Raw genomic sequence first — 21863 nt, forward strand, 5'->3', positions numbered from 1 at the left:
GGTTTCGCAGCCACCTATAATCGTCGGTTTCGCATTGACGACAGGAGCACCCATGGCAGCTGTGATGCCAGCCCCGGCGGCTAGCCGGCTTCTTTTATCCGGTAACGAAGCAGTCGCCCGCGCCGTCTGGGAGGCGGGCGTCAAGGTCGCCGCCGCCTACCCCGGCACCCCGTCGACCGAGATGCTGGAAGTGATCTCGACCTATCCGGACCTCTATGCCGAGTGGTCGGTCAATGAAAAAGTCTCGCTGGAAGTGGCGATCGGCGCCGCTTACGCCGGCTCGCGCTCCTTCTGCTGCATGAAACATGTCGGCATGAACGTCGCCTCCGACGCGCTGATGACGCTGACCCTGACCGGCGTGATCGGCGGCCTGGTGATCGCCATTGCCGACGACGTCGGCCTGTCCTCCTCGCAGAACGAGCAGGACTCCCGCTACTGGGGCCGCTTCGCCCACCTGCCGGTGTTCGAGCCGGCCGATTCGCAGGAGGCCTATGCGATGACGCTGCAGGCCTACGAGTTGTCCGAACAATTCCAGGTGCCGGTCATCCTGCGCATGACGACGCGCATCAACCACGTCAAGTCGCTGGTCACCACCGGCGAGCGCGTCGCTCACGTGGGCGCCGGCTTCAAGAAGGAACCGGGCCGTTTCGTGATGGTGCCGGGCAATGCCGGCAAGCGCATCCCGCTGATGTTCAAGCGCGACGGCGAACTGCGCGCACAGGCCGAAACCTCGCCGCTCAACTTCATCGAGCACGGCTCTGACCGGCGCGTCGGCTTCATCGCCTCCGGCCCGGCCTACATGCACGTCAAGGAATCCTTCCCGAATGCGCCGGTCCTGAAGCTCGGCTTTTCCTGCCCGGTGCCGTTCGAGAAATGCCGCGAACTGGCGGCACTGGTTGACCAGGTCGTCGTCGTCGAGGAAGTCGAGCCGCTGATCGAAACCGAACTGAAGGCCCAGGGTTTGCATGTGCTGGGCAAGGAGATCCTGCCACTGCAGGGCGAACTGTCGCCCAACGTATTGAAACCGGCGATCGCCCGCCTGCTCGGCGAGCCGGTGCCGGCTCCGCAAGCCGTCATCCCGCTGCAGGTCTTCCCGCGACCGCCGACGATGTGCGTCGCCTGCCCGCACCTCGGCGTCTATTACACGCTGTCCCAGGTGCGCAACCTGAACATCTCCGGCGACATCGGCTGTTACACGCTGGGCGCCGGCCACCCGTGGAATGCGCTCGACACCTGCGTTTCGATGGGCGCCTCGATGGGGGTTGCGCTCGGCATGGACAAGGGGCGCGGCGAAGCCGACAAGGACAAGCGTGTGGTTGCCGTGATCGGCGACTCGACCTTCCTGCACATGGGCATGCAAGGCCTGCTCGACATGGTCTACAACAAGGGCAACGTCACCGTGCTGCTGCTCGACAACCGCGCGGTCGGCATGACCGGCGGCCAGGACAATCCGGGCAACGGCCGCGACATTCATGGCGACGAAGCGCCCCGCGTCGATTTCGCCAAGCTGGTCTCGGCACTCGGCGTCAAGGAAGAGCGCATCCACAAGGTCAACCCCTACGAGCTGCCGGTTCTGTTCAAGACCATCCGCGAGGAAGTCAAGGTACCGGAAGTCTCGGTCATCATCACCGACCAGCCCTGCGTGCTGATCAAGGATTACCACAAGCTGAAACCGTTCGAGGTCATCGACGACCAGTGCACCGGTTGCGGCAACTGTATCGACGTCGGCTGCCCGGCCATCCACGTCACGCGCCGCGGCAAGGAAGTCAAGGCGAGCGGCAAGGAAGTCAACCTCGCTTTCGTGCGCATCGAAAGCTCGGTGTGCACCGGCTGCGGCCTGTGCGTCCAGCCCTGCGCGCCGAAAGCCATCGTGCATTACGCGCCGGTTTCGCCGATCAAGCTGGTCAGCAAGGGATGTGGAGCCTGAGATGAGTGACAACACCAATATTCTCGTCGTCGGCATCGGCGGCCAGGGCGTCATGACCGCCACCGAAATTCTCGCCGAAGCGGCGATCGCCATGGGCCACGACGCCAAGAAAACCGAAGTCGCTGGCATGGCCCAACGCGGCGGCGTCGTTTCCTCGCACCTGCGTTTCGGCCAGCGCGTCCTGTCGCCGCAGATCACGCCGGGCACCGCCGATGTGCTGCTGGGTTTCGAGTCGGCCGAAGCGATGCGCTGGCAGCACATGCTGCGCCCGGGCGGTATCACTTTGATGAATACGGCCCGGCTGGTCCCGCCGGTCGTCGAGCTCGGCCTGTTCGATTACCCGGACGATCCGCTCGGCGAAATCCGCAAAAGCGGCAACAAGGTCGTCGCCTTCGATGCCACCTCGATTGCCCAGCAGCTCGGCGACATCCGCCTCGGCAACACCGTGATGCTCGGCGCCATCGCCGATCACCTGCCGTTTCCGGCCGAGACGCTGCTCGACTGCGTGCTCAAGCGTTTCCAGCGCAAGGGCGAAAAGCTGGTCGAGCTGAACCGCCAGGCCTTCGCCGCCGGACGGGCGGCCGTCGGGACAGCGGAAGCCGTCGCCGCGTAATCTGTTAAAATACGCGCCAATTCAAAGGGAAAGGCAGCCGCCTTTCCCCTTTTCTTTTCTGTTGGATGCGACGATGACAGCACAAATTATCGACGGCAAGGCTCTGGCCGATGAACTGCGCCTGAGCTTCAAGGCCCGCGTGGAAGCACTGACGGCCAAGGGACACCGCCCGGGGCTGGTAGTCATTCTGGTCGGCGAAGACCCGGCCTCCCAGGTTTACGTGCGCAACAAGGTCAATGGCTGCCTGGCCATCGGCATGCACTCCGAGAAGATCACCTACGAACCGACCGTCGATCAGGCCACGGTGCTCGCCAAGATCGCCGAGCTGAATGCCGATCCGGCGATTCACGGCATCCTGGTCCAGCTGCCGCTGCCGAAGCATTTCGATGAAGCCGCCGTGCTCGAAGCGATTGCCGCCGCCAAGGACGTCGATGGCTTCCACGCCGAGAACATCGGCGCGCTGGCCCAGGGCAATCCGCGCTTCATTCCGTGCACGCCCTACGGCGTGATGAAAATGTTCGAGAAGGGCCATGTCGATCTGAGCGGCAAGGAAGCCGTGGTCATCGGCCGTTCCAACATCGTCGGCAAGCCGATGGCGCTGCTCCTGATCAACGCCGGCGCCACCGTCACCGTCTGCAACTCACGCACCAAGGACCTAGCCGGCCATACCCGCCGCGCCGACATCCTGGTCGCCGCCGTCGGCAAGCCGAAGTTCGTCACCGCCGACATGGTCAAGCCGGGCGCCGTCGTCATCGACGTCGGCATCAACCGCCTGCCCGACGGCAAGCTGTGCGGCGACGTCGATTTCGCCGGCTGCGCCGAAGTGGCCGGGCAGATCACCCCGGTGCCGGGTGGCGTCGGTCCGATGACCATCACCATGCTGCTCGCCAACACCATCGAAGCTGCCGAACGGAAGGCCGGACTATGAGCAATCACCTGCCGCTGATCGGCGTCGTCATGGGTTCGGATTCCGACTGGCCGACCATGCAGGCCGCCGCCGTCATCCTCAAGGACTTCGGCGTGCCCTTCGAAGCCAGGGTCGTTTCCGCCCACCGCACTCCCGACCTGTTGTTCGACTATGCGGCCATGGCCGGTGAGCGCGGCCTCAAGGCGATCATCGCCGGGGCCGGCGGCGCCGCCCACTTGCCGGGCATGCTGGCCGCCAAGACCACCATCCCGGTACTCGGCGTACCGGTGCAGTCGAAGGCGCTGTCCGGCGTCGATTCGCTGCATTCCATCGTCCAGATGCCGAAGGGCATTCCGGTCGCCACCTTCGCCATCGGCGAGGCTGGCGCCGCCAATGCAGCGCTGTTCGCCGTCGCCATGCTGGCCAACGACAATCCGGAATTGAATGCCAAGTTGCAGGCGTTCCGTCAGGCCCAGACCGAGAAGGTCCTGGCCATGAAACTGCCGGAAGTTTGAATCCGATGCCTTCGACCATGATCCTGCCGCCCGCCACGCTGGGCATGCTGGGCGGCGGCCAGTTGGGCCGCTTCTTCGTCACCGCCGCGCACGAGATGGGCTATCAGGTCTGGGTCCTCGACCCGGACAAGAACAGCCCGGCCGGCCTGATCGCCGAGCGCCATTTCTGTGATGCCTACGACGACTTTGCGGCGCTCGACGAGTTCGCCAACGGCTGCGCGGCAATCACCACCGAATTCGAGAACGTCCCGGCCGAGACGCTGGACTACCTGGCCAAGTTCGTGCCGGTCCGCCCGTCGGCAGCGGCGGTCGCCATCTGCCAGAACCGCATCGCCGAGAAGAGTTTCCTGCGCGACAACGGCCTGCCGCATGGCCCGTTCGCCGCGATTCACGGCGAAGACGATATTAAGAAGGCCGACCCGTCGCTGTTTCCGGCGATCCTCAAGGTTGCCCGCTTCGGCTACGACGGCAAGGGCCAGGCGACGGTCAACAACTGCGCCGAGGCCCTTCTGGCATTCGCCCGCTTCAATGGCGAAGCCTGCGTGCTGGAACAGCGCCTGACATTGGACTACGAAGTCTCGGTGGTCCTCGCTCGCGACCAGCACGGCCAGGTTCAATGCTTTCCGACCGGCGAAAACCAGCACACCAACGGCATCCTCGATGTCTCGATCGTGCCCGCCCGGACGACCGGTTGCGTCAAGAGCGATGCCGAGGATGTCGCCGCCCGGATCGCCGAAGAGCTCGGCTACATCGGCACCATGGGCGTCGAGTTCTTCGTCAGCCGGGGTCGCCTGATCGTCAATGAAATGGCGCCGCGCCCGCACAACAGCGGTCACTACACCGTCGATGCCTGCGTTACCAGCCAGTTCGAGCAGCAGGTGCGCGCCTTGTGCGGCCTGCCGCTCGGCGAAGCGCGCGCCCATTCGCCGGCGGTCATGGTCAATCTGCTCGGCGACCTGTGGTTCGACGGCGAACGCTACCGCGAGCCCGACTGGGCCAGGCTGCACGCCGTGCCCAATCTGAAGCTGCACCTCTACGGCAAGCACCACGCCCGCCCCGGCCGCAAAATGGGCCATTTCACGGTGATCGGCGAGGACGCCGCGACGGTGCAGCAAGCCGCGCTGGCGGCACGTACGGCGATCGGCATCAAGGACGCATGACGCCTTCCGCAGCCGAATACGTCCGCGCCGTCGACTTGCTACGCGCCGGCGAGCTGGTCGCCTTCCCGACCGAAACGGTCTACGGCCTGGGAGCCGATGCCGCCAATCCGGCCGCGGTCGCCAAGATATTCGCCGCCAAGGGCCGCCCCGCCGACCATCCGCTGATCGTCCATCTGGCCGGCCACGACGCCGTCGACCACTGGGCCGAGCAGGTGCCGCCCGTCGCCTGGGAACTGATGGAAGCCTTCTGGCCAGGCCCGCTGACGCTGATCCTGAAGAAGCAGGCCTGGGTGCCGGATGCCGTGACCGGCGGTCAGGACACCGTCGGCCTGCGCGTCCCCGGTCATCCGGTGGCGCTCGAACTGCTCCGCCGCTTTGCCGCCAGCGGCGGCCATGGCGGCATCGCCGCCCCGTCGGCCAACCGTTTCGGCCGGATCAGCCCGACCAGTGCGGCGCATGTCCAGGAAGAACTCGGTGACCGGGTGCCGCTGATTCTCGACGGCGGGTCCTGTACCGTCGGTATCGAATCGACCATCGTCGACTGCTCGCGCGGCGAAGCCGTCGTCCTGCGCCCCGGACATATTTCCCCGGCCCATCTCGAAGCCGTACTCGGCTGCCGGCCGAATATCGAAACCGCCGCCGGCGCACCGCGCGTCTCCGGCTCGCTGGCGGCGCACTACGCCCCACAGACGCCGATGCGACTGATTGCCAGCGAACGCCTGCTCGATTTTCTCAACGCCCAGCGCCACAAGGGCGACGCCTGTGGCGTCATCAGTCACAGCCTGCCGCCGCACGCCGGCATGCCGCATATCTGGCACATGCTGCCGGCCGACCCGGTCGGCTATGCCCATGAGTTGTATGCCGCGTTACGCGATATGGACCACGCCGGAATGAGTCTGATCACCGTCGAAGCCCTGCCCGACGATCCGGCCTGGGCGGCCGTCGCCGATCGCCTGCGCCGCGCCGTGGCGGGTGCCGGACCAGGCTGAAGCAGTCAGATTTCCCGTAGCCGCTCCAGCTTGGCGGCGCAAATGAAGTCGTTTTCCGACAAACCGTTGATGGCGTGCGTCGAGTAACTGACGCGGCAATCCTTGTAGCCGACCGTCAGCTCAGGGTGATGATTCTCGCGGTGCGACACCCAGGCAATGGCATTGACGAAGGCCATCACCTCATAATGGTTCTTGAAGGCGAACAACTTCTCCAACCGTTCGTTCCGCAACGCCCAGCCGGGCAGCATTTCCAACAAACCACGCGACGTTTCGGCGGACAACGGCGGCGTGCCGCCCGTGCATGGCTGGCAGCGCTTGTTGAGCAAATCACCACGGTGCATCGCATCTCCTTTTCAGGCATCTGGTCACCGCAGTTGAGAGCCGATTTTTCCGGGCAGGTTCCACCGCGATAGCGTCAGAGGCCTATTAGGCTTTGAGATGGGAATTAGACTGAGTTAGAATTGTTGCAGTTGGGGGGGTAGCTCAGTTGGGAGAGCGCCGCGTTCGCAATGCGGAGGTCGTGAGTTCGATCCTCATCCTCTCCACCAACTCGAATACAAGCAAGACCGCAGAAGGCCGAAAACTTCCAGAAGATACGGGTTTTCGGCTTTTTGTTGGGCATCGCGACAGTCGACCCATCTGATGTCGCCCAGGGCCATCGATCTGCTGATCCGCCCCGACTGGCACACGGATACCAACACAAAGGATGTTTTCGCAGTAAGCGGCACCGCTATGGATCATTCAAGTCTTAAAACCCATGCCAGCTTTGCATGGCTCCTGGCATGGCGAGCCCTGCTTGCCTGCATCGCGCTCTATACCGCGCTGGAGAAGCCGTTCTGGACGATGGTGACGGCGCTTGCCGTGCTCGGTTTCCTGCTGCTTCTTGGCGAAGCGGCATACAAGAGCAAGGTCTATTTCGAGCAGGAACGACTGCGCCTGGCGAAAGAACAGGAAATGCGCGAGCAGCGGGCGAGAGAAGCGGCGTTGCGCCGCGAAGCAATGGAAAAGGCCAAGCAGAGTACCCGGCGAAGTTTCATGAGCCTGGATGACGACGAACCGTCAGACGCCCCCATCGGCGAGATCAAAACCCAATAGGCGGCAGGCTGAAAAGATCAGCAATCGGCCGGGCAATCGCGCTCGCTGGCCATCCGGAGCCAGAAGGCGGCGATTTCTTCGGCCTTGATTCGCCCGCTGCGTAAGGCCGAGCCGAGAACCGCCTCGGCATCCTTCCGCCGGCCAAAGATGACGTAAATTTCCGCCTCGGTCAGCGGGCTGACATCTTCGTCGTCGTCCCCGGCAAATCCGGTCGACCCGACCTGGTCGAATTCGCTGCTCGGGATGCTCAGCCAAAGATCCTTGGCAACACCCGCTGTTCTGGCGGCCTTCTTTTTCCTGAAAGCCCCCAGGCTGGCGACCAGGTGACGTCGAACGAGGCTGGCAATTGGCGCAATGGAAATCGGATTGTTAGACATCGGCGGCAGTCCTCCTGCTTATTACTGTGAATCGAAAAACAGCAAGGTGTCGTTGGCAAGGTCGCCAAAACACCCAGGCAGTACGGTGATGCCTCCATCAACAGCAAATGCCATACCAGAGGCCATCCAATTGATTTATCGGGTGTTTTTTCAGATCGATAACGCGAGAGCAGCAAATCCTGTCGTGGCCTGGCGACAGCCAGGCCCTGAACAAACCCAAGTAACTGTTTTTTATCGGATAAAACTGTCACCGACAGGCGACACCGGGCTCAGCGGATGACTTTGTCGATGCTCGCCTGACGGCAAAGAAACAGCTCTTTGTTCCGACCGACGATTCGCCATCGCCTCTGAATTCCATTTTCATAAACCGCAAAATGACAGATGAAAACGGAAAAATTAACCCTGCGGCGTTCAGTGTTTCTGTGTTTAGATTCGTCGCATGTTTGCCCAAGACGCCAGCTCCAGCGCGCCTCGACGGCAGGTTTCCAAAAAGAACAATTCCCAAAAACATGAAAAATAATCAGCCGGTCAGCCAACGAGAAGTTCCCTTCCCGCCCGATAGCTATCTGGTTTCACGTACCGACCTCAAAGGCAGCATCACCTACGCCAACGATGCATTCGTCGCGATCAGCGGCTTCTCGCGCGATGAATTGCTCGGCCAAAACCACAATCTCGTTCGCCACCCGGACATGCCGGAAGCTGCTTTTGCCGATCTGTGGACCACCGTCAAATCCGGCCTGCCCTGGCGAGGCATGGTCAAGAACCGCTGCAAGAACGGCGACTATTACTGGGTTGAGGCCTTCGTCGTCCCGCTCAAGAAGAACGGCGAGATCACCGGCTACCAATCGGTTCGAACGCCGGTCAGCCGTGACAAGCGGACGGCCGCCGAGGCCGCCTATACAGCCTCCGGGCAAAAGGGCAAGCTGCCCCAATCCGGCAAGCGCTCGCTTTCCCTGGTCACGCGGTTGTGGGTCGCCATCGCCGTCATTCTGGCGTTGATGACGCTGGTTGGCGTGCTGGGCATCCGCGGCATTGCCGAAACCAACGACGAAATGGCCGCCCTGTACCGCGAGAAGTTGCTTCCGTCGAACTCCGCCAACCGGATGATGGCGCTGCTTACCGACAATCGCTCGCAGATCATGCTCGCCTTGCAGCACGATCCGTCCAACCCGAATGCCAAGCTGCACGACCACCCGCTCGACCGACACATCGAGGCAACCCTGAAGAACCGTCAGGAAATCAACGCCTTGCTCGATGAGATGAAAAAGCTGAAATTCACCGATACGGAGCAGGCGCTGCTTGCCAAATTCAGCGAGACCCGCGAGCGCTTTTCCAAGGAAGGAATCAACCTCGCCCGCGAACTGCTGAAAGAAGGCAAGTACCAGGAAGGCAACACCTTGCTGCTGCTCAAGATCAATCCGTTGTTTGCCGAGATGCGACAAAACGGAGAAATCCTTATCAAGGAACTTGCCAGCAGTGCCGAGCACAATTTCCAGACGGCGGAACAGCGTTATCGCAGGGTTCGCAACATCAGCATCGGCAGCATGGTCTTCGCCATGGTACTGGCACTGGTTGGCGGAGCCCTGCTGGTCGCCGCCATTACCCGGCCGCTGCGCAAGGCGGCGACGCATTTCGAGCGGATATCCGAAGGCAAGCTGACCGACGAGATCGATGTTTCCGGGCGCGACGAGTGCGGCGTGCTGCTGTGCAATCTGGCAACCATGCAGGGCACGCTCAAAGTGATGCTCGACGAAATTGGCACGGCCTCCCACGCCATCGACGTGCATAGCAAGGAACTCGAAGCGCAAATGCTCCGGGTGGCCGAGCAGTCGGAACAGCAACAGGCCAGCGTTGAAGGCGTCGCCGCGGCAACCGAGCAATTCAGCCAGTCGGTGCAGGAAGTCGCCAGCAATGCCCAGGACACGGCGGCGGCGGCCCGCGATTCGCAGGAGCAGGTCAGCCATAGCAATGCCAACATCAATCAGAGCATGGATGCCACGGCACGGGTGGTCGATGCGGTGCATGCCTCGAATGCGACCATTGACCAACTCAACCTGTCGATCGCCAAGATCGGCGACATCACCCAGGTTATCGCCGATATTGCCAGCCAGACCAATCTGCTCGCTCTCAATGCCGCCATCGAAGCGGCGCGGGCCGGCGAACAGGGCCGCGGCTTCGCCGTCGTCGCCGACGAAGTGCGCAAGCTGGCTGAACGGACGACCACGTCGACGGCCGACATCAACAACACCGTCAACGAAATCCAGTCGGTCACCGCCCAGGCGGTCGCCAGCATGAGCGTTGCAGCCAAGGAAGTGGAAACCGGCATCGGCAAGCTGCGTGACAGCGTCGCCGGCCTGGAAGGCGTCAATCAGTCGTCCAGCCAGGTTTCGCGGATGGCCAGCCAGATTTCCGATGCGGCACGGCAACAGGGCGTAGCCAGCGAGGAAGTCGCCGGCAGCATGCAGCAGATCACCGACCTGATCGAGCAAAACACCAGCTCGGCCAAATCGGCCAAGCGTGCCGTCGATGACTTGCTGGTCACGGCACAACAGCTGGACAGCCTGATCTCCGGCTTCGAGCTGTACCGGAACTAAGTTGGCGCACGTAGAATGGGGGCTCTGCCGCCCCCATTTTTCTGCCATGCCCCCACCCTGTTCGATCCGGGTCGCCTCGGCGGCCTCAACGAGGCCGATGCCGGCACCTTCCACCAGGGCGGCCAGCACGGCCACCTCGACTACCCGACGCTGAACGCATGAAGCGCCTCAACACGCTGCTGGCCGGCGCCATGCTCTCCTTCGGCGCCCTGGCCGACGGCTTGCCGCCGACGGTGCTGCAAGCCCTGAAGGCGGCGCAGATTCCGGCCGCCAGTGTGGCCGTTGTCGTCCAGCCGCTCGACACGGCAACGCCGCTGGTCGCCCACAATGCGGCGCAGCCGATGAACCCGGCCTCGGTGATGAAGCTGCTCACGACCTATGCCGCACTCGACCTGCTCGGCCCGGCGTGGACCTGGAAAACCACCGCGTGGGTTGACGCGCCCCCGGTGGACGGCATCCTGAACGGCAATCTTTACCTGAAAGGCAGCGGCGACCCGCGCTTTGCCATCGAACAACTGGCAGCCCTGCTCCGCCAGTTGCGCGTCCGCGGCATTGCCCACATCGCCGGCGATGTCGTCCTCGACCGCACCGCCTTCGACGTTCCAAGCATCGACCCCGGCGCCTTCGACGACAAGCCGATGCGCCCCTACAACGTCGGCCCGGATGGCCTGCTGATCAATTTCCGCGCCCTGCGCTTCACGCTTCTGCCGGACAACGGCAAGCCGCGCGTACTGATGGAAACGCCGAGCGACAACCTGCGGGTCGACAACCAGTTGCGCTCCGGCAACGGCGCCTGCGCCAGCAACTGGAAAGACCTGATCACCGCCCGGCTGATTCCGGAAAACGGCGGCAACCGGCTCGAATTGACCGGCACCTACAGCGCACTGTGCGGCGAGAAGCCGCTCAATCTCGCACCGCTCCCGGCCGATGCCCAGGCCGGCGGTCTGATGCGCAGCCTGTGGAAGGAACTCGGCGGCAGCCTGGCCGGCCAGGTGCGCAGCGGCAGCGTCGCCACCGGCAGTCAGCTGGTCGCCCAGCACGAATCGGCACCGCTCGCCGATGCCGTGCGCGACATCAACAAGTTCAGCAACAATGTGATGGCCCGGCAGGTTTTTCTCACCCTCGGCAACAGCACCGCGCCGGGCACCGCCGAGCGGGCGCAGCAGCGCATCGGCGAGTGGCTGAACGGGCGCAACCTGCGCTTTGCCGAACTGGAACTGGAAAACGGCTCCGGCCTGTCACGCCGCGAACGGATCAGCGCCGGCAGTCTGAACCGCCTGCTGATGGACGCCTGGAAAAACCCGGTGATGCCGGAATTCGTCTCCAGCCTGCCGATCGTCGGCATCGACGGGACGATGAAGAAACGCCTGAACGGTACGCAAGCCACCGGCCGCGCCCACATCAAGACCGGTACGCTCGACGGCGTCAAGACCGCCGCCGGCTATGCGCTGGATGCCCAGGGGCGGCGTTACGCCGTGACCTTCCTGATCAATCACCCGCGTTCCCAGGCCGGCAGTGCGGCAATCGATGCGCTGCTCGTCTGGGTCGCCGAGCGCCGGGCGGGTGAGCCAGCCGTCCGGCTCGACAACGAGTGAGCGCTCAGCCGACCGGGCGCACCCCGAACAGCGCGGCCCAGCCGCGAAACACCCGGTAAGCGACCCAGCAGCCGAGAATGACAATGACGACCCAGGCCACCGGGATGCCGATGATCGTGATTACCAGCAGGCCATAGACTACCAGCCACAGCAAGGTGAACCAGAAGGTGCGGATCTGCCAGCGGAAATGCGTTTCCAGCCAGGTGCCGGTAACGTCGCCGCGCTTCAGGTAATTGAGAAACACCGCACACAGCGAGGGCAGCCCGAAGACGAAACCGCCGGCGATGGTCGCCGCCGAGGTGACCCCGACCAGCACGGCGATGGCGTGCAGGCCGTAGATGAAATGGGTGAGCTGGACCAGCGACGGGCGGACGCCTTGCAGATCGACGACAGGTACGGGTTCCGGCATGGTTCAGTTCTCCTTGATCAACTTCTGCAGCAGCAGCGCATGGCCGGCGGCCGGATCGAGCACGTAAGGGGCAAAACCGGCCCGCTCGTAAGACGCCATCGCCCGCCGGTTGTTGGACAACACTTCCAGCGTCAGCTTGCAGCAGCCCAGGGCACTGGCCCGCTGTTCGGCCCAGTGGAGCAGCGCCTGACCGATGCCCTGACCACGCAGCTCGGCATGGACGACGATATCGTGGATATTCAGCAAGGGCCGGGCGGCGAACGTGGAAAAGCCGGCAAAACAGTTGATCAGCCCGACCGGCTTGTCGCCCTGAAAGGCCAGCGCGCCATGGAAACCGGGCCGCTCTTTCAGCGCCTCGACCAGATGCCCCTTGGCATAAGCCGACAGCCCTTCACCGCCGCCCATCGGATCACGGGCATAGTGATCGAGCAGATCCAGCCAGGCTCCGGCAAGGGCCTGCTGTTCGAGGTCGAGGGCGGCGACCCGGAGGGTCATAGCCCGAGATCGCCCCACATCGTATCGACCCGCTGCTTCACCCCGTCATCCATGACGATCGGCCGCCCCCATTCGCGCGTCGTCTCGCCCGGCCACTTGTTAGTCGCGTCCAGCCCCATCTTGGAGCCGAGACCGGCCACCGGGCTGGCGAAGTCGAGGTAATCGATCGGCGTGTTATCCACCAGCGTGATGTCGCGGCTGGCGTCCATGCGCGTCGTCATTGCCCAGATCACTTCCTTCCAGTCGCGGATGTCGATGTCGTCATCGACGACGATGATCGTCTTGGTATACATGAACTGACGCAGGAAGCTCCAGATGCCGAACATGATGCGCTTGGCGTGGCCGGGGTACTGCTTCTTGATGCTGACGATGGCCATGCGGTAGGAGCAGCCTTCCGGCGGCAGGTAAAAATCGACGATTTCCGGGTACTGCTTCTGGAGCAGCGGCACGAACACTTCGTTGAGCGCCACGCCGAGTACGGCCGGCTCGTCGGGTGGCTTGCCGGTGTAGGTGCTGTGGTAGATCGGGTTCTGGCGCATCGTGATGCGCTCGATGGTGAACACCGGGAACTCGGCCTGTTCGTTGTAGTAGCCGGTGTGGTCGCCATACGGCCCTTCGAGCGCCGTCTCGCCGGGATGGATCACCCCTTCCAGCACGATCTCGGCCGAGGCCGGCACCTGCAACGCCGAACCCAGGCACTTGATCAACTCGGTCTTGCCGCCGCGCAGCAGACCGGCGAACTGGTATTCGGACAGTGAATCCGGCACCGGCGTCACGGCGCCGAGGATGGTCGCCGGATCGCAGCCCAGCACGACGGCCACCGGGAAAGGTTCGCCCGGCTTCGCCATCTGGTGATCACGAAAATCGAGCGCCCCGCCGCGATGGGCCAGCCAGCGCATGATCACCTTGTTCGGCCCCAACACCTGCTGGCGGTAGATGCCGAGATTCTGCCGATTCTTGTGCGGCCCCTTGGTGACCACCAGGCCCCAAGTGATCAGCGGCGCAACGTCGCCCGGCCAGCAATGCTGGATCGGCAGACGGGCCAGATCGACATCCTTGCCCTCCCAGACGATTTCCTGACAGGGCGCGCTCGATACCGTTTTCGGCGCCATGTTCAGAACCTGCTTGAGGATCGGCAGCTTGTCCCAAGCATCCTTCAGGCCCTTCGGCGGCTCGGGCTCCTTCAGGTAGGCGAGCAGCTTGCCGACTTCGCGCAGGGCCTGCACCGACTCCTCGCCCATGCCGAGCGCCACCCGCTTGGGCGTCCCGAACAGATTGGCAAGCACCGGGATGGTATGGCCTTTCGGCTTCTCGAACAGGATGGCCGGCCCCTCGGCACGTAGCACGCGGTCGCAGATCTCGGTCATTTCGAGGTGGGTATCGACCTCGACGCCGACCCGCTTCAGTTCGCCGGTCTTTTCAAGTTGCGACAGGAAGTCGCGCAAGTCGTGATATTTCATCGGGTCCGGTACGAAGAGTGACAGCCCAGGCAGGCGCCGCTGGACAGCAAAGAAAAGAGCCTCATCCGAAGATTCTTCCGGAAAAGAGAAAATCGACGGCAATACCGACGAAAATCGCCAGCCCGGCCCAGTTGTTGTGCAGGAAAGCCTTGAAACAGGCCATCCGTTCGCGACCACGAATCCAGGTGTAGTGCACGCCGAAAATCCCGGCGGCGACGAGCAGCCCGGCGTAGAACGCCCAACCAAGGTGCAAGCTGGCGCCGACCCAGCCGATGATGCCCAGCGTCATCGCATAACAGAACATCACCGCCGCCACGTCGAAGCGCCCAAAGGTGATGGCCGAGGTCTTGATGCCGATTTTCAGATCGTCGTTGCGGTCGACCATGGCGTATTCGGTATCGTAGGCCACCGCCCAGAAGATGTTGGCGAGCAACAGCCACCAGGCTTCGGCCGGCACGCTGCCGAGGTGCGCCGCATAGGCCATCGGGATACCAAAACCGTAGGCAATGCCGAGATAAGCCTGCGGAATGGCGAAAAAGCGCTTGGTAAAGGGATAGCTGGCAGCCAGGAAAACAGCCGGCAGCGACAACCAGACGACCAGACTGTTGCCCAGCATCACGACCAGCGCAAATGCCGTCAGCGACAGGCCGGCAAACAGCGCAAACGCTTCCTTCGTCGTCACCTTGCCAGCGGTCAGCGGACGATCCTTGGTGCGTTCGACATGGCGGTCGAACTCACGGTCGGCGTAATCGTTGATGACGCAACCGGCCGAACGCATCAGCACGGTGCCGAGCGCGAAAACCCAGACCACCAGCCAGTTCGGCTTGCCGAGCGAGGATAGCCAGAGCGCCCACATGGTCGGCCAGAAGAGCAGCAGAATGCCGATCGGCTTGTCGAGCCGCATCAGCTTTTCGTAGAGATCAATTCTTTCTTTGAGCGCGGGCCAGTTCATCCGGCGATTTTACCTCGGTGCGCGAGGCCGACTGCAGGCCCGGGCAAAAATGCCCGCACCGAAAGACGGCTCGGTCAATCGGCCTTGGCAACCTTCTTGCCCTTCGCCGGGCTCGATTTGCGCGGTACCTTTCGAGCGCGTTGCATGCGCATCAGGCGGCGACGGATTTCGTCGGAATCCATCCAGACATCGGAGCCTTTCAGGATGGTGCCGATTTCCGTTTCGGAAAGAAACGGCGAACAAAGGCGGCTCATCACCTTTTCAAACCATTTGCCGATCGCCGCGACCTCGGCCTGCTGCTCGTTGCCCTTGCCGGCAAAGATTCCCGAATAGATATGGAACATCAACTGGCAATTGTCATGAACGATCAACTCGTCGCCGCTCAGGAAGATCAGCGCGGCCATCGAATAGGCGCGCGCTTCGAGGATGGTGACCACCCGGGCATTCGACGCCAGGGCGTTATTGATGATCTGCAGGCCGGTATTGAAATCGCCGCCCGAAGAATTGAGGTGCAGGTAAACCAGATCCGTCTCGCTGGCCGTGCGCAGGGTATAGAACAACTCGGTGTAGTACTGCGGCTCGCGGATGTCGCCACAAAGGTAATACGACACCTGGCGAACCGGCAGTTGCTGTTCATAACGGGTCAGGCCACGGAAGATCGCATTTTCCTCGGGAAGAATGTCGTCATCTCGTGCTGGAGGTTCTCGATGCATGATCGCTCCTGCTTGTTATTGGTTAGCACCCAGCCTACTCGCCCGCCACCGGCAAGGAAAGCGGAAAGCGCCCGGCCGGGCCGGCTGGCGCGTTATTTTGTCGGCCCGCGCAGGCGCCCGACGATGACCTGCAAATGCGCCGGCGTAGCCGCCTCGGGCGGCACCGGCGGGGCGACATGCAAGGCGATCCGCGAAAACATGCCGCGCCGGAACGGTTTCTTCATCAGCGCGCCGTCGATCTGCGAGAAGAAGCTGCCCCACAAGCCGCTCAGCGCCATCGGAATTACCGGCACCGGATTGGCCGCGAGGATGCGGCTGATGCCGGGTCGGAAGGGCTGCAGCTCGCCGTCGCGAGTGATGCCGCCTTCCGGAAAAATGGCGACCAGCTCGCCGTTGTTCAGCGCGGAGGAGACCTCGGCGAAGGCCTTCTCCATCAGGACCGGATCTTCCTTGGCCGACGAGATGGGGATCGCGCCGCCGTGCCGGAAGATGTAGTTGAGCAGCGGCGTCCGGAAAATCCGGTGATCCATCACGAAGCGCACCGGCCGCGGCGCGGCGCCCATGATGACCACCGCGTCAACCAGACTGACATGGTTGCAGACCAGTACCGCCGCTCCCTCGTGCGGGATGTGCTCGACACCGGTGCTGCGAAGCCGGTATGCCGCCTTGATCAGCAGCCAGGCCATGAAGCGGATCAGGAATTCCGGGACCAGCCGGTAGATGTAGACGGCAACCAGCGCGTTGAGCAGCGCCGCGATGCCGAACAGCATCGGGATCGACAGGCCGGCTCCGAGCAGGGCCGCGGCCGATAGCGCGCCGACGACCATGAACAACGCATTCAGGATGTTGTTGGCGGCGATGATCCGGGCTCGCTGTTCCGGGGCGCTGCGAATCTGGACCAGCGCGTAGAGCGGGACGATGAAGAAGCCGCCGAAGACGCCGAGCATCATCAGGTCGAACAGCACGCGCCAGATCGCCGGCAGACTGAGCAGGGCGAGCAGTTGATGGGCGTCGTGACCGACCAGACCTACCGGCGAGGCGAAGTAGAGATCGAGGCCGAACAACATCAGGCCGATCGAACCGAACGGCACCAGGCCGATCTCCACGTGCTTGCCCGACATCCGTTCGCAGAGCAGCGAGCCGAGGCCGATGCCGACGGTGAAGGTGGCGAGCAGCAGCGTCACCGCATTCTCGCCGCCGCCCAGCACATTCTTGGCGTAGGCCGGGAACTGGGCGAGGAACAGTGCGCCATACAGCCAGAACCACGAAATGCCGAGGATGGAGAGAAACACGACGCGATTCTGGCGCGCGAAATTGATATTGCGCCAGGTTTCGCTGATCGGGTTCAGGTTGATCCGCAGTTCCGGCGCCGGGGCCGGGGCGCCGGGAATGCCTCGGCTGGTCAGGTAGCCGGCCAGAGCGACGAGCAAGCCGCCCAAGGCGATCCAGGCCGGATGCGCGACCGAACCGGCGAGCAGGCCGCCGGCCAGCGTACCGATCAGGATGGCGACGAAAGTGCCGGCCTCGATCAGCGCATTGCCGCCGACCAGTTCCTCTTCGTGCAGGTGTTGCGGCAGGATGGCGTACTTGACCGGCCCGAACAGCGTCGAATGCAGGCCGAGCAGAAACAGCGCCCCCATCAGCACCGCCAGGCTGTGCAGCGCGAAACCGGCTGCCGCGATGCCCATGATTGCCATCTCCAGCACCTTGACCAGGCGGGCCAGCATCGCCTTGTCGTACTTGTCGGCCAGTTGCCCGGCGGTGGCCGAGAACAGGAAGAACGGCAGGATGAAGATGCCGGCCGCCAGATTGGCCAGCAGCTCCGGTGGCAGCGTCGTCCAGCTTGCCGCCTGGAAGGTCAGCAGCACGATCAGCGCGTTCTTGAACAGGTTGTCGTTGAAGGCGCCGAGAAACTGGGTGGCGAAGAACGGCGCGAAACGCCGGGTTTTCAGGAGTCCGAATTGACCGCTCATACTTGGCTCGCAGCGAAAAGGCGACGGGTGTGAAAAACCGCCGGTGAAAAGGAATGACCCTGCCACGCCAGCAGGCGCTTCAGGGCGACCGCTCCGCCGAGCAGGCCGAGAACGCGACGACGTCTGGAATTTGAAACAGAGGGTTTTGTCATGTCGATTTGTTCGAGCGATGTCTATCCATGCAGGAAAATGCCGATCACCAGCCAAACGACGCAGCCAGCGAGAAGCAGCAGGTAACTGGCCAGGTTGGCGCGCCATAGAGCTTGACGCGCCAGAGCCGGAGTCGATGGAGACAGCCGATCGGCAATCAACCAGGTCTCCGACCAATAAGATGCAAAAAAGAAGGGGATGAGCAAGGAAATGGTTGCGACCGGCACGATCCAATGCTCCCCACGGGTGATGGGACCAAGCCACGGCGCCGCTAAAATGGTCCGACCGACCTCGCCAAAGAACTGCGGCGGATAAGACCGGGAGGCTCCGGTACTAATTACCAGGCTGGCCAGAACAAATTCAAGGACAACCAGCGCAAGCCAGGTCAGCGGCAATCCGAGCAGTGTCGAAAAGATATTTGCCTTGCTCACCTGACGAATGGCAATGCGCCAGCCAACGCCCAACTCTCGCTCAACAACCCAACTCTCCAGGGCAATTACCGGAATGATGGCCCCCAAAGAAAGCGGCCAGACGACGATCAGCATGGGCAAGCCGGCATTGGCCAGAGCCAGCGCCGGCAGGCCTAATAATATGAGCGCCAGAAATGCGTGCATAGCTCTCATGCCGCCTCGGCCAGACGCTTCAAGGTGACGTAATCGATCTTGCCGGTACCGAGCAGCGGCAAGGCATCGACCCGCTGGATCTTGCGCGGCACGGCCAGTTCCGGCATGCCGAGGTCGCGCGCCTTGGCGGCCAGCAGCTCGCGGGACAAGGCGCCATCGGTGGTGAACAGCACCAGCGCCTCGCCCTTGCCGGCGTCCGGCTGACTCGAGGCTGCATGGACCAGGGCGGGCGAGGTGGCGGTCGCCAGTTTTTCGACAACTTCCAGGCTAACCATTTCGCCGGCTATCTTGGCGAAGCGTTTGACCCGGCCGACGATTTTGATGAAGCCCTCGTCGTCGCACTCGACAATGTCGCCCGTCTCGTACCAGCCGTCACCGACCTCCGACACCGGCGGCTGCAGCACGCCGGGGCGATCGGCCTTGAGGTAACCGGCCATCACGTTCGGCCCCCGGACGTGCAGCAAGCCGCCGTTGGCGATGCCGGGCACCGCTTGCAGGCGGTGTTCGATGCCCGGCAGCAGGTTGCCGACAGTGCCGGTCTTGTAGGCCATCGGGGTGTTGACCGCGAGGACCGGCGCGGTTTCGGTCGCTCCGTAGCCTTCGAAGATGCGCACGCCGAATTTCTCGAACCAGAGCCCGCGTACCGCCTCGGACAGTTTTTCGGCACCGGCCACGACGTAGCGCAGCCGGTAGAAATCGTAGGGGTGGGCGAATTTGGCATAGTTGCCGAGGAAGGTCGAGGTGCCGAAGAGGACCGTGCAACTGCGGTCGTAGGCCAGTTCCGGGATGATCCGGTAGTGCAGCGGCGACGGGTAGAGGAACAGGCTGGCCCCGGTCAGCACCGGCAACAGCGCCCCGGCGGTCAGGCCGAAGGAATGGAAGATGGGCAGCGCGTTGAGCACCTTGTCGTCCACCGAGAAGTCGATCACCGCGCGGATCTGTGCGATGTTGGCGAGGATGGCGCGGTGCGGCAGGACCACGCCTTTCGGCTGGCCTTCGGAACCGGACGTGAACAGCACCACAGCTGCGTCCTCCGGCGACGTCGGCAGTTCGAAGGCCCGCGGCCAGTGGATGGCCCAGGCGACCAGCCACAGCTTGTCGGCGAAGCCGATCCGGGCACGGATGTCTTCGAGATAGAGCAGTTGCACGCCGCGCAGCCCGGCCAGCTTTTCGCTCAGCTTGGCCTGCTCGACGAAAGCGCGCGACGTCACGATGGTGCGAATTTCGGCGGCGACACAGGCCGACTGCATGGCCTCGCCACCGGCCGTGTAATTGAGCATGGCCGGCACGCGCCGCCGCGCACTGAGACCGAAGATCAGGCCGAGCGTCGCTGCGAGATTCGGCAGCAGCAAGCCGATCCGCTCGTCGGGCGCACTCACCCGCTCGATCTGGCGACCGAGGATCAGGGCCATTTTCAGCAAGTCGTTATAGGAATACTCGATCTGCTTGACGTCTTCGAGCAGGCGCCGCCGGCCACCGAAAATCTCGGCGGCGTCGCACAGCGCCGTGTACAGCGTCTGCTGCGGCCGCGACGCGAAGATCATTTCCTGCATCAAGCGACGCATCGCCTCGCCGGACTTGCGCCGGCGCAGCTTGGCGGTCGGCGCGTCGGGCATCGGAAAGTGGCGTTCCGGCAAGACCGTCAGGCGAATTTTTGGAAACACCTCTTTTGGATATTTTCCGGAGAGACGCGAAAAATAGCTCCGCGCCGCTCCGTCCAGGCGCACCGGAATCACCGTCGCGCCGGTCTTGGCGGCGACAAAGGCCGGCCCGTCGTAAACCTTCATCAGGCTGCCGGTCTGGGTAATCCGCCCTTCCGGAAAAATCACCACCGGCCGGCCGGATTCGATCAGGCGGATCACCTTCTTCATCGCCATCGGGCTGGTCGGATCGACCGCCAGATAGTCGACCTGCGAGAGCAGGATGCGGAACCAGAAATTGTTGGCGATCCCGGTATGCACGACAAACACCGGATCGATCGGCAGGAAGAGACCGATCAGCAAACCATCGAGAAAGGACTCGTGATTGGCGACGACCAGCAGGCGCGGCTGGGAAAAATCCGCCTGCCGCAACTGGATATCGACACGAAACAACAGACGGGCCAGGCCGCGCAACAGCGGCCGCAATAGCTTGCGCATCAGGTATTTTCCTTCAGGTAATCGAGAACGTTGCCCAGCGTCGTTGCCAGCGCATCGCGGTTGATCCAGAACCAGACTTCCTTGCCGACCTTCTCCGAAGCCAGCACGCCGGATTCGTGGAGGATCTTCAGATGGTGGGAAACGGTCGACCGGGCAAGCGTCGAAACCTCGGCGATCTGCCCGACATTCAAGCGCTCGCCCGGCTCGAACAGCAGCAGCATGCGTTGCCGGTGCTCATCGCCCAAAGCCACGAAGATGCGGGACATCTCCTTCCACTCGGAAGGCAGCGCACGGGAATAGTCATTAAACATATCGATAATCTTAGATACGTCGATATGTATTGGTCAAGCATTTTTTGCCGACGTCAGCCCATCGGCACCCAGGATGCCCCCTTGAGCGTGGCGATCACTCGGAGTTCCGCCGCCAATAGCGGGCGTTGGCCGTATACTGGTCGCTGCTCTGAATCCAATCCGGGCAGCCACTCCACTTCCGCTATGTGATATCAGGTGCCTGTGATCCTTCTTCGACAATCCGCCGCGCTTCCCCGGTCAGCCCTTCGATGAGCAGCCGGGCATCCCGCCGTCTCCTGGCCAAGGAGCTGGCTGCAGCGGCCGCCGCCTATCAGGCTGCCGCCGTCATCCCGCATTGCGCCAAGTGCGCCAAGCCTTGTTGCCGACTCGACTCGCTGGTCCTCGAACTGGAATGGAAGCAGCTCAAGTCGTTCTGGCGACTTGAAGAGTCGCGCACCGCCTTTGACAAAAAGCTCTCCGCCGGCCAAGGCCCGGAGGAGATCCGGGCGGGCGACGGGCTCTACTACATCCATAGCAAAGCCTGCCCCGCCTACGACGATGCGCACCGCTCGTGCCGGGTCTACGGCCAGGAACTCAAGCCATTGGGTTGCACGGATTTCCCGGTATACGAGGATCGCGGCTGCGTCGTCGCAGACCTGCGCTGCGAAGCCGTGAACATCGAGGCATTGGCGGCCACGATTGCCGGCGCTGTTGGGCAAGAGTTTCGCATCGTCAAATCTGCCGACGAAGAGTTCCCCTTCCTCGTCTCACTGTCGGCAAGAAAAGTCGGCACCAAGCGGAAGTTGGGCGATTGACTGCGCGGCGGTTCAGGACGAATCCTGAACAGCCCGCTATGCAACAAAGCGGCTTTCAGGGTTTGAGAACCTT

Annotated in this window: 23 protein-coding genes and 1 tRNA gene; 13 read left to right on the forward strand and 11 right to left on the reverse strand. The window is 63.0% G+C overall.

Annotated elements, in window-relative coordinates; all coding sequences use genetic code 11:
- The first annotated feature begins 52 nt into the window (after positions 1-52).
- The 6 genes from ACLIKD_RS16555 to ACLIKD_RS16580 all read left to right on the forward strand — a co-directional run bounded on the left by ACLIKD_RS16555 (position 53) and on the right by ACLIKD_RS16580 (position 6111).
- A complete protein-coding gene (locus ACLIKD_RS16555; RefSeq protein WP_428825918.1) occupies positions 53-1927 on the forward strand; it encodes a thiamine pyrophosphate-dependent enzyme in 1875 nt (624 codons plus the stop codon).
- Position 1928: 1 nt separating this feature from the next.
- On the forward strand, positions 1929-2540 hold the full coding sequence (locus tag ACLIKD_RS16560) for an indolepyruvate oxidoreductase subunit beta (RefSeq protein WP_428825919.1): 612 nt from the start codon (positions 1929-1931) through the stop codon (positions 2538-2540).
- A gap of 73 nt (positions 2541-2613) precedes the next feature.
- Positions 2614-3468: a bifunctional methylenetetrahydrofolate dehydrogenase/methenyltetrahydrofolate cyclohydrolase FolD gene (gene folD / locus ACLIKD_RS16565; RefSeq protein ID WP_428825920.1), complete on the forward strand. Its 855-nt coding sequence runs from the start codon at positions 2614-2616 to the stop codon at positions 3466-3468.
- Complete coding sequence (gene purE, locus ACLIKD_RS16570) at positions 3465-3962, forward strand: 5-(carboxyamino)imidazole ribonucleotide mutase (protein WP_226417353.1); 498 nt, start codon at positions 3465-3467, stop codon at positions 3960-3962. The genes folD and purE overlap by 4 nt, the downstream gene beginning before the upstream one ends.
- 17 nt (positions 3963-3979) lie before the next feature.
- Positions 3980-5122: a 5-(carboxyamino)imidazole ribonucleotide synthase gene (locus ACLIKD_RS16575; protein WP_428828353.1), complete on the forward strand. Its 1143-nt coding sequence runs from the start codon at positions 3980-3982 to the stop codon at positions 5120-5122.
- On the forward strand, positions 5119-6111 hold the full coding sequence (locus ACLIKD_RS16580) for an L-threonylcarbamoyladenylate synthase (RefSeq protein WP_428825921.1): 993 nt from the start codon (positions 5119-5121) through the stop codon (positions 6109-6111). The genes ACLIKD_RS16575 and ACLIKD_RS16580 overlap by 4 nt, the downstream gene beginning before the upstream one ends.
- Positions 6112-6116: 5 nt before the next feature.
- Here the strand turns inward: ACLIKD_RS16580 and ACLIKD_RS16585 are convergent, their stop codons facing one another.
- Complete coding sequence (locus ACLIKD_RS16585; protein WP_428825922.1) at positions 6117-6452, reverse strand: 4a-hydroxytetrahydrobiopterin dehydratase; 336 nt, start codon at positions 6450-6452, stop codon at positions 6117-6119.
- A 131-nt stretch (positions 6453-6583) separates the two neighbouring features.
- On the opposite strand from ACLIKD_RS16585, the gene ACLIKD_RS16590 reads away from it, so the two are divergent.
- Both ACLIKD_RS16590 and ACLIKD_RS16595 read left to right on the forward strand, forming a co-directional pair.
- Positions 6584-6659 (forward strand) — tRNA-Ala (locus tag ACLIKD_RS16590).
- Between the two features lie 94 nt (positions 6660-6753).
- Positions 6754-7206 (forward strand): hypothetical protein, encoded by a 453-nt coding sequence (locus ACLIKD_RS16595; protein ID WP_428825923.1) that lies wholly within the window; start codon positions 6754-6756, stop codon positions 7204-7206.
- A gap of 17 nt (positions 7207-7223) precedes the next feature.
- On the opposite strand, the gene ACLIKD_RS16600 is transcribed toward ACLIKD_RS16595, so the two are convergent.
- On the reverse strand, positions 7224-7583 hold the full coding sequence (locus tag ACLIKD_RS16600) for a hypothetical protein (RefSeq protein ID WP_428825924.1): 360 nt from the start codon (positions 7581-7583) through the stop codon (positions 7224-7226).
- Here ACLIKD_RS16600 and ACLIKD_RS16605 point away from each other — a divergent pair.
- The 4 genes from ACLIKD_RS16605 to dacB all read left to right on the forward strand — a co-directional run bounded on the left by ACLIKD_RS16605 (position 7561) and on the right by dacB (position 11772).
- Positions 7561-7863 (forward strand): hypothetical protein, encoded by a 303-nt coding sequence (locus ACLIKD_RS16605; protein ID WP_428825925.1) that lies wholly within the window; start codon positions 7561-7563, stop codon positions 7861-7863. The genes ACLIKD_RS16600 and ACLIKD_RS16605 overlap by 23 nt on opposite strands.
- 229 nt (positions 7864-8092) lie before the next feature.
- The gene (locus ACLIKD_RS16610) at positions 8093-10177 is read left to right on the forward strand and encodes a methyl-accepting chemotaxis protein (RefSeq protein ID WP_428825926.1); all 2085 of its coding nucleotides are present in this window, start codon (positions 8093-8095) and stop codon (positions 10175-10177) included.
- 15 nt (positions 10178-10192) lie between these two features.
- Positions 10193-10339 carry a hypothetical protein gene (locus ACLIKD_RS16615; protein ID WP_428825927.1) on the forward strand — a complete coding sequence of 49 codons (147 nt, stop codon included), beginning with the start codon at positions 10193-10195 and terminating at the stop codon, positions 10337-10339.
- Complete coding sequence (gene dacB, locus ACLIKD_RS16620) at positions 10336-11772, forward strand: D-alanyl-D-alanine carboxypeptidase/D-alanyl-D-alanine endopeptidase (RefSeq protein ID WP_428825928.1); 1437 nt, start codon at positions 10336-10338, stop codon at positions 11770-11772. The genes ACLIKD_RS16615 and dacB overlap by 4 nt, the downstream gene beginning before the upstream one ends.
- A 4-nt stretch (positions 11773-11776) precedes the next feature.
- On the opposite strand, the gene ACLIKD_RS16625 is transcribed toward dacB, so the two are convergent.
- The 9 genes from ACLIKD_RS16625 to ACLIKD_RS16665 form a co-directional block, all read right to left on the reverse strand.
- The gene (locus tag ACLIKD_RS16625) at positions 11777-12181 is read right to left on the reverse strand and encodes a DUF4870 family protein (RefSeq protein ID WP_428825929.1); all 405 of its coding nucleotides are present in this window, start codon (positions 12179-12181) and stop codon (positions 11777-11779) included.
- A 3-nt stretch (positions 12182-12184) separates the two neighbouring features.
- A complete protein-coding gene (locus ACLIKD_RS16630) occupies positions 12185-12676 on the reverse strand; it encodes a GNAT family N-acetyltransferase (protein ID WP_428825930.1) in 492 nt (163 codons plus the stop codon).
- Positions 12673-14136 carry a 4-hydroxy-3-polyprenylbenzoate decarboxylase gene (gene ubiD, locus ACLIKD_RS16635; protein WP_428825931.1) on the reverse strand — a complete coding sequence of 488 codons (1464 nt, stop codon included), beginning with the start codon at positions 14134-14136 and terminating at the stop codon, positions 12673-12675. Before ubiD ends, ACLIKD_RS16630 begins: the two co-directional genes overlap by 4 nt.
- 61 nt (positions 14137-14197) lie before the next feature.
- The gene (gene ubiA, locus ACLIKD_RS16640) at positions 14198-15088 is read right to left on the reverse strand and encodes a 4-hydroxybenzoate octaprenyltransferase (RefSeq protein WP_428825932.1); all 891 of its coding nucleotides are present in this window, start codon (positions 15086-15088) and stop codon (positions 14198-14200) included.
- A gap of 74 nt (positions 15089-15162) precedes the next feature.
- Complete coding sequence (locus ACLIKD_RS16645) at positions 15163-15801, reverse strand: Clp protease ClpP (protein ID WP_428825933.1); 639 nt, start codon at positions 15799-15801, stop codon at positions 15163-15165.
- 92 nt (positions 15802-15893) lie between these two features.
- Entirely contained in the window at positions 15894-17774 is a 1881-nt protein-coding gene (locus tag ACLIKD_RS16650; RefSeq protein WP_428825934.1) for an MFS transporter, read from the reverse strand.
- A gap of 173 nt (positions 17775-17947) precedes the next feature.
- Positions 17948-18538, reverse strand: coding sequence for a hypothetical protein (locus tag ACLIKD_RS16655; protein ID WP_428825935.1), 591 nt, complete (start codon positions 18536-18538; stop codon positions 17948-17950).
- Positions 18539-18543: 5 nt separating this feature from the next.
- On the reverse strand, positions 18544-20685 hold the full coding sequence (gene aas, locus ACLIKD_RS16660) for a bifunctional acyl-ACP--phospholipid O-acyltransferase/long-chain-fatty-acid--ACP ligase (RefSeq protein ID WP_428825936.1): 2142 nt from the start codon (positions 20683-20685) through the stop codon (positions 18544-18546).
- Positions 20685-20951 carry an ArsR/SmtB family transcription factor gene (locus ACLIKD_RS16665; protein ID WP_428825937.1) on the reverse strand — a complete coding sequence of 89 codons (267 nt, stop codon included), beginning with the start codon at positions 20949-20951 and terminating at the stop codon, positions 20685-20687. The genes aas and ACLIKD_RS16665 overlap by 1 nt, the downstream gene beginning before the upstream one ends.
- A gap of 293 nt (positions 20952-21244) precedes the next feature.
- Between ACLIKD_RS16665 and ACLIKD_RS16670 the strand changes: the two genes are divergently transcribed.
- Positions 21245-21790: a hypothetical protein gene (locus ACLIKD_RS16670; protein ID WP_428825938.1), complete on the forward strand. Its 546-nt coding sequence runs from the start codon at positions 21245-21247 to the stop codon at positions 21788-21790.
- The last annotated feature ends 73 nt before the right edge of the window (positions 21791-21863 follow it).

The sequence above is a fragment of the Azonexus sp. IMCC34842 genome (assembly GCF_050368855.1).
Lineage (GTDB): Bacteria > Pseudomonadota > Gammaproteobacteria > Burkholderiales > Rhodocyclaceae > Azonexus > Azonexus denitrificans_A.

What these genes read in the sequence shown, in the direction of transcription:
- purE (WP_226417353.1), top strand. Translation starts at nt 3,465, where the DNA reads ATGAGCAATCACCTGCCGCTGATCGGCGTCGTCATGGGTTCGGATTCC.
- ACLIKD_RS16615 (WP_428825927.1), top strand. Translation starts at nt 10,193, where the DNA reads ATGGGGGCTCTGCCGCCCCCATTTTTCTGCCATGCCCCCACCCTGTTC.
- ACLIKD_RS16630 (WP_428825930.1), bottom strand. Translation starts at nt 12,676, where the DNA reads ATGACCCTCCGGGTCGCCGCCCTCGACCTCGAACAGCAGGCCCTTGCC.
- ACLIKD_RS16585 (WP_428825922.1), bottom strand. Translation starts at nt 6,452, where the DNA reads ATGCACCGTGGTGATTTGCTCAACAAGCGCTGCCAGCCATGCACGGGC.
- ACLIKD_RS16555 (WP_428825918.1), top strand. Translation starts at nt 53, where the DNA reads ATGGCAGCTGTGATGCCAGCCCCGGCGGCTAGCCGGCTTCTTTTATCC.
- ACLIKD_RS16655 (WP_428825935.1), bottom strand. Translation starts at nt 18,538, where the DNA reads ATGCACGCATTTCTGGCGCTCATATTATTAGGCCTGCCGGCGCTGGCT.
- dacB (WP_428825928.1), top strand. Translation starts at nt 10,336, where the DNA reads ATGAAGCGCCTCAACACGCTGCTGGCCGGCGCCATGCTCTCCTTCGGC.
- ACLIKD_RS16605 (WP_428825925.1), top strand. Translation starts at nt 7,561, where the DNA reads ATGGAAATCGGATTGTTAGACATCGGCGGCAGTCCTCCTGCTTATTAC.
- ACLIKD_RS16575 (WP_428828353.1), top strand. Translation starts at nt 3,980, where the DNA reads ATGATCCTGCCGCCCGCCACGCTGGGCATGCTGGGCGGCGGCCAGTTG.
- ACLIKD_RS16650 (WP_428825934.1), bottom strand. Translation starts at nt 17,774, where the DNA reads ATGAGCGGTCAATTCGGACTCCTGAAAACCCGGCGTTTCGCGCCGTTC.
- ACLIKD_RS16610 (WP_428825926.1), top strand. Translation starts at nt 8,093, where the DNA reads ATGAAAAATAATCAGCCGGTCAGCCAACGAGAAGTTCCCTTCCCGCCC.
- aas (WP_428825936.1), bottom strand. Translation starts at nt 20,685, where the DNA reads ATGCGCAAGCTATTGCGGCCGCTGTTGCGCGGCCTGGCCCGTCTGTTG.
- ACLIKD_RS16595 (WP_428825923.1), top strand. Translation starts at nt 6,754, where the DNA reads ATGTCGCCCAGGGCCATCGATCTGCTGATCCGCCCCGACTGGCACACG.
- ACLIKD_RS16600 (WP_428825924.1), bottom strand. Translation starts at nt 7,583, where the DNA reads ATGTCTAACAATCCGATTTCCATTGCGCCAATTGCCAGCCTCGTTCGA.
- ACLIKD_RS16645 (WP_428825933.1), bottom strand. Translation starts at nt 15,801, where the DNA reads ATGCATCGAGAACCTCCAGCACGAGATGACGACATTCTTCCCGAGGAA.
- ubiD (WP_428825931.1), bottom strand. Translation starts at nt 14,136, where the DNA reads ATGAAATATCACGACTTGCGCGACTTCCTGTCGCAACTTGAAAAGACC.
- ACLIKD_RS16665 (WP_428825937.1), bottom strand. Translation starts at nt 20,951, where the DNA reads ATGTCCCGCATCTTCGTGGCTTTGGGCGATGAGCACCGGCAACGCATG.
- ACLIKD_RS16670 (WP_428825938.1), top strand. Translation starts at nt 21,245, where the DNA reads ATGAGCAGCCGGGCATCCCGCCGTCTCCTGGCCAAGGAGCTGGCTGCA.
- ACLIKD_RS16625 (WP_428825929.1), bottom strand. Translation starts at nt 12,181, where the DNA reads ATGCCGGAACCCGTACCTGTCGTCGATCTGCAAGGCGTCCGCCCGTCG.
- ACLIKD_RS16580 (WP_428825921.1), top strand. Translation starts at nt 5,119, where the DNA reads ATGACGCCTTCCGCAGCCGAATACGTCCGCGCCGTCGACTTGCTACGC.
- ubiA (WP_428825932.1), bottom strand. Translation starts at nt 15,088, where the DNA reads ATGAACTGGCCCGCGCTCAAAGAAAGAATTGATCTCTACGAAAAGCTG.
- folD (WP_428825920.1), top strand. Translation starts at nt 2,614, where the DNA reads ATGACAGCACAAATTATCGACGGCAAGGCTCTGGCCGATGAACTGCGC.
- ACLIKD_RS16560 (WP_428825919.1), top strand. Translation starts at nt 1,929, where the DNA reads ATGAGTGACAACACCAATATTCTCGTCGTCGGCATCGGCGGCCAGGGC.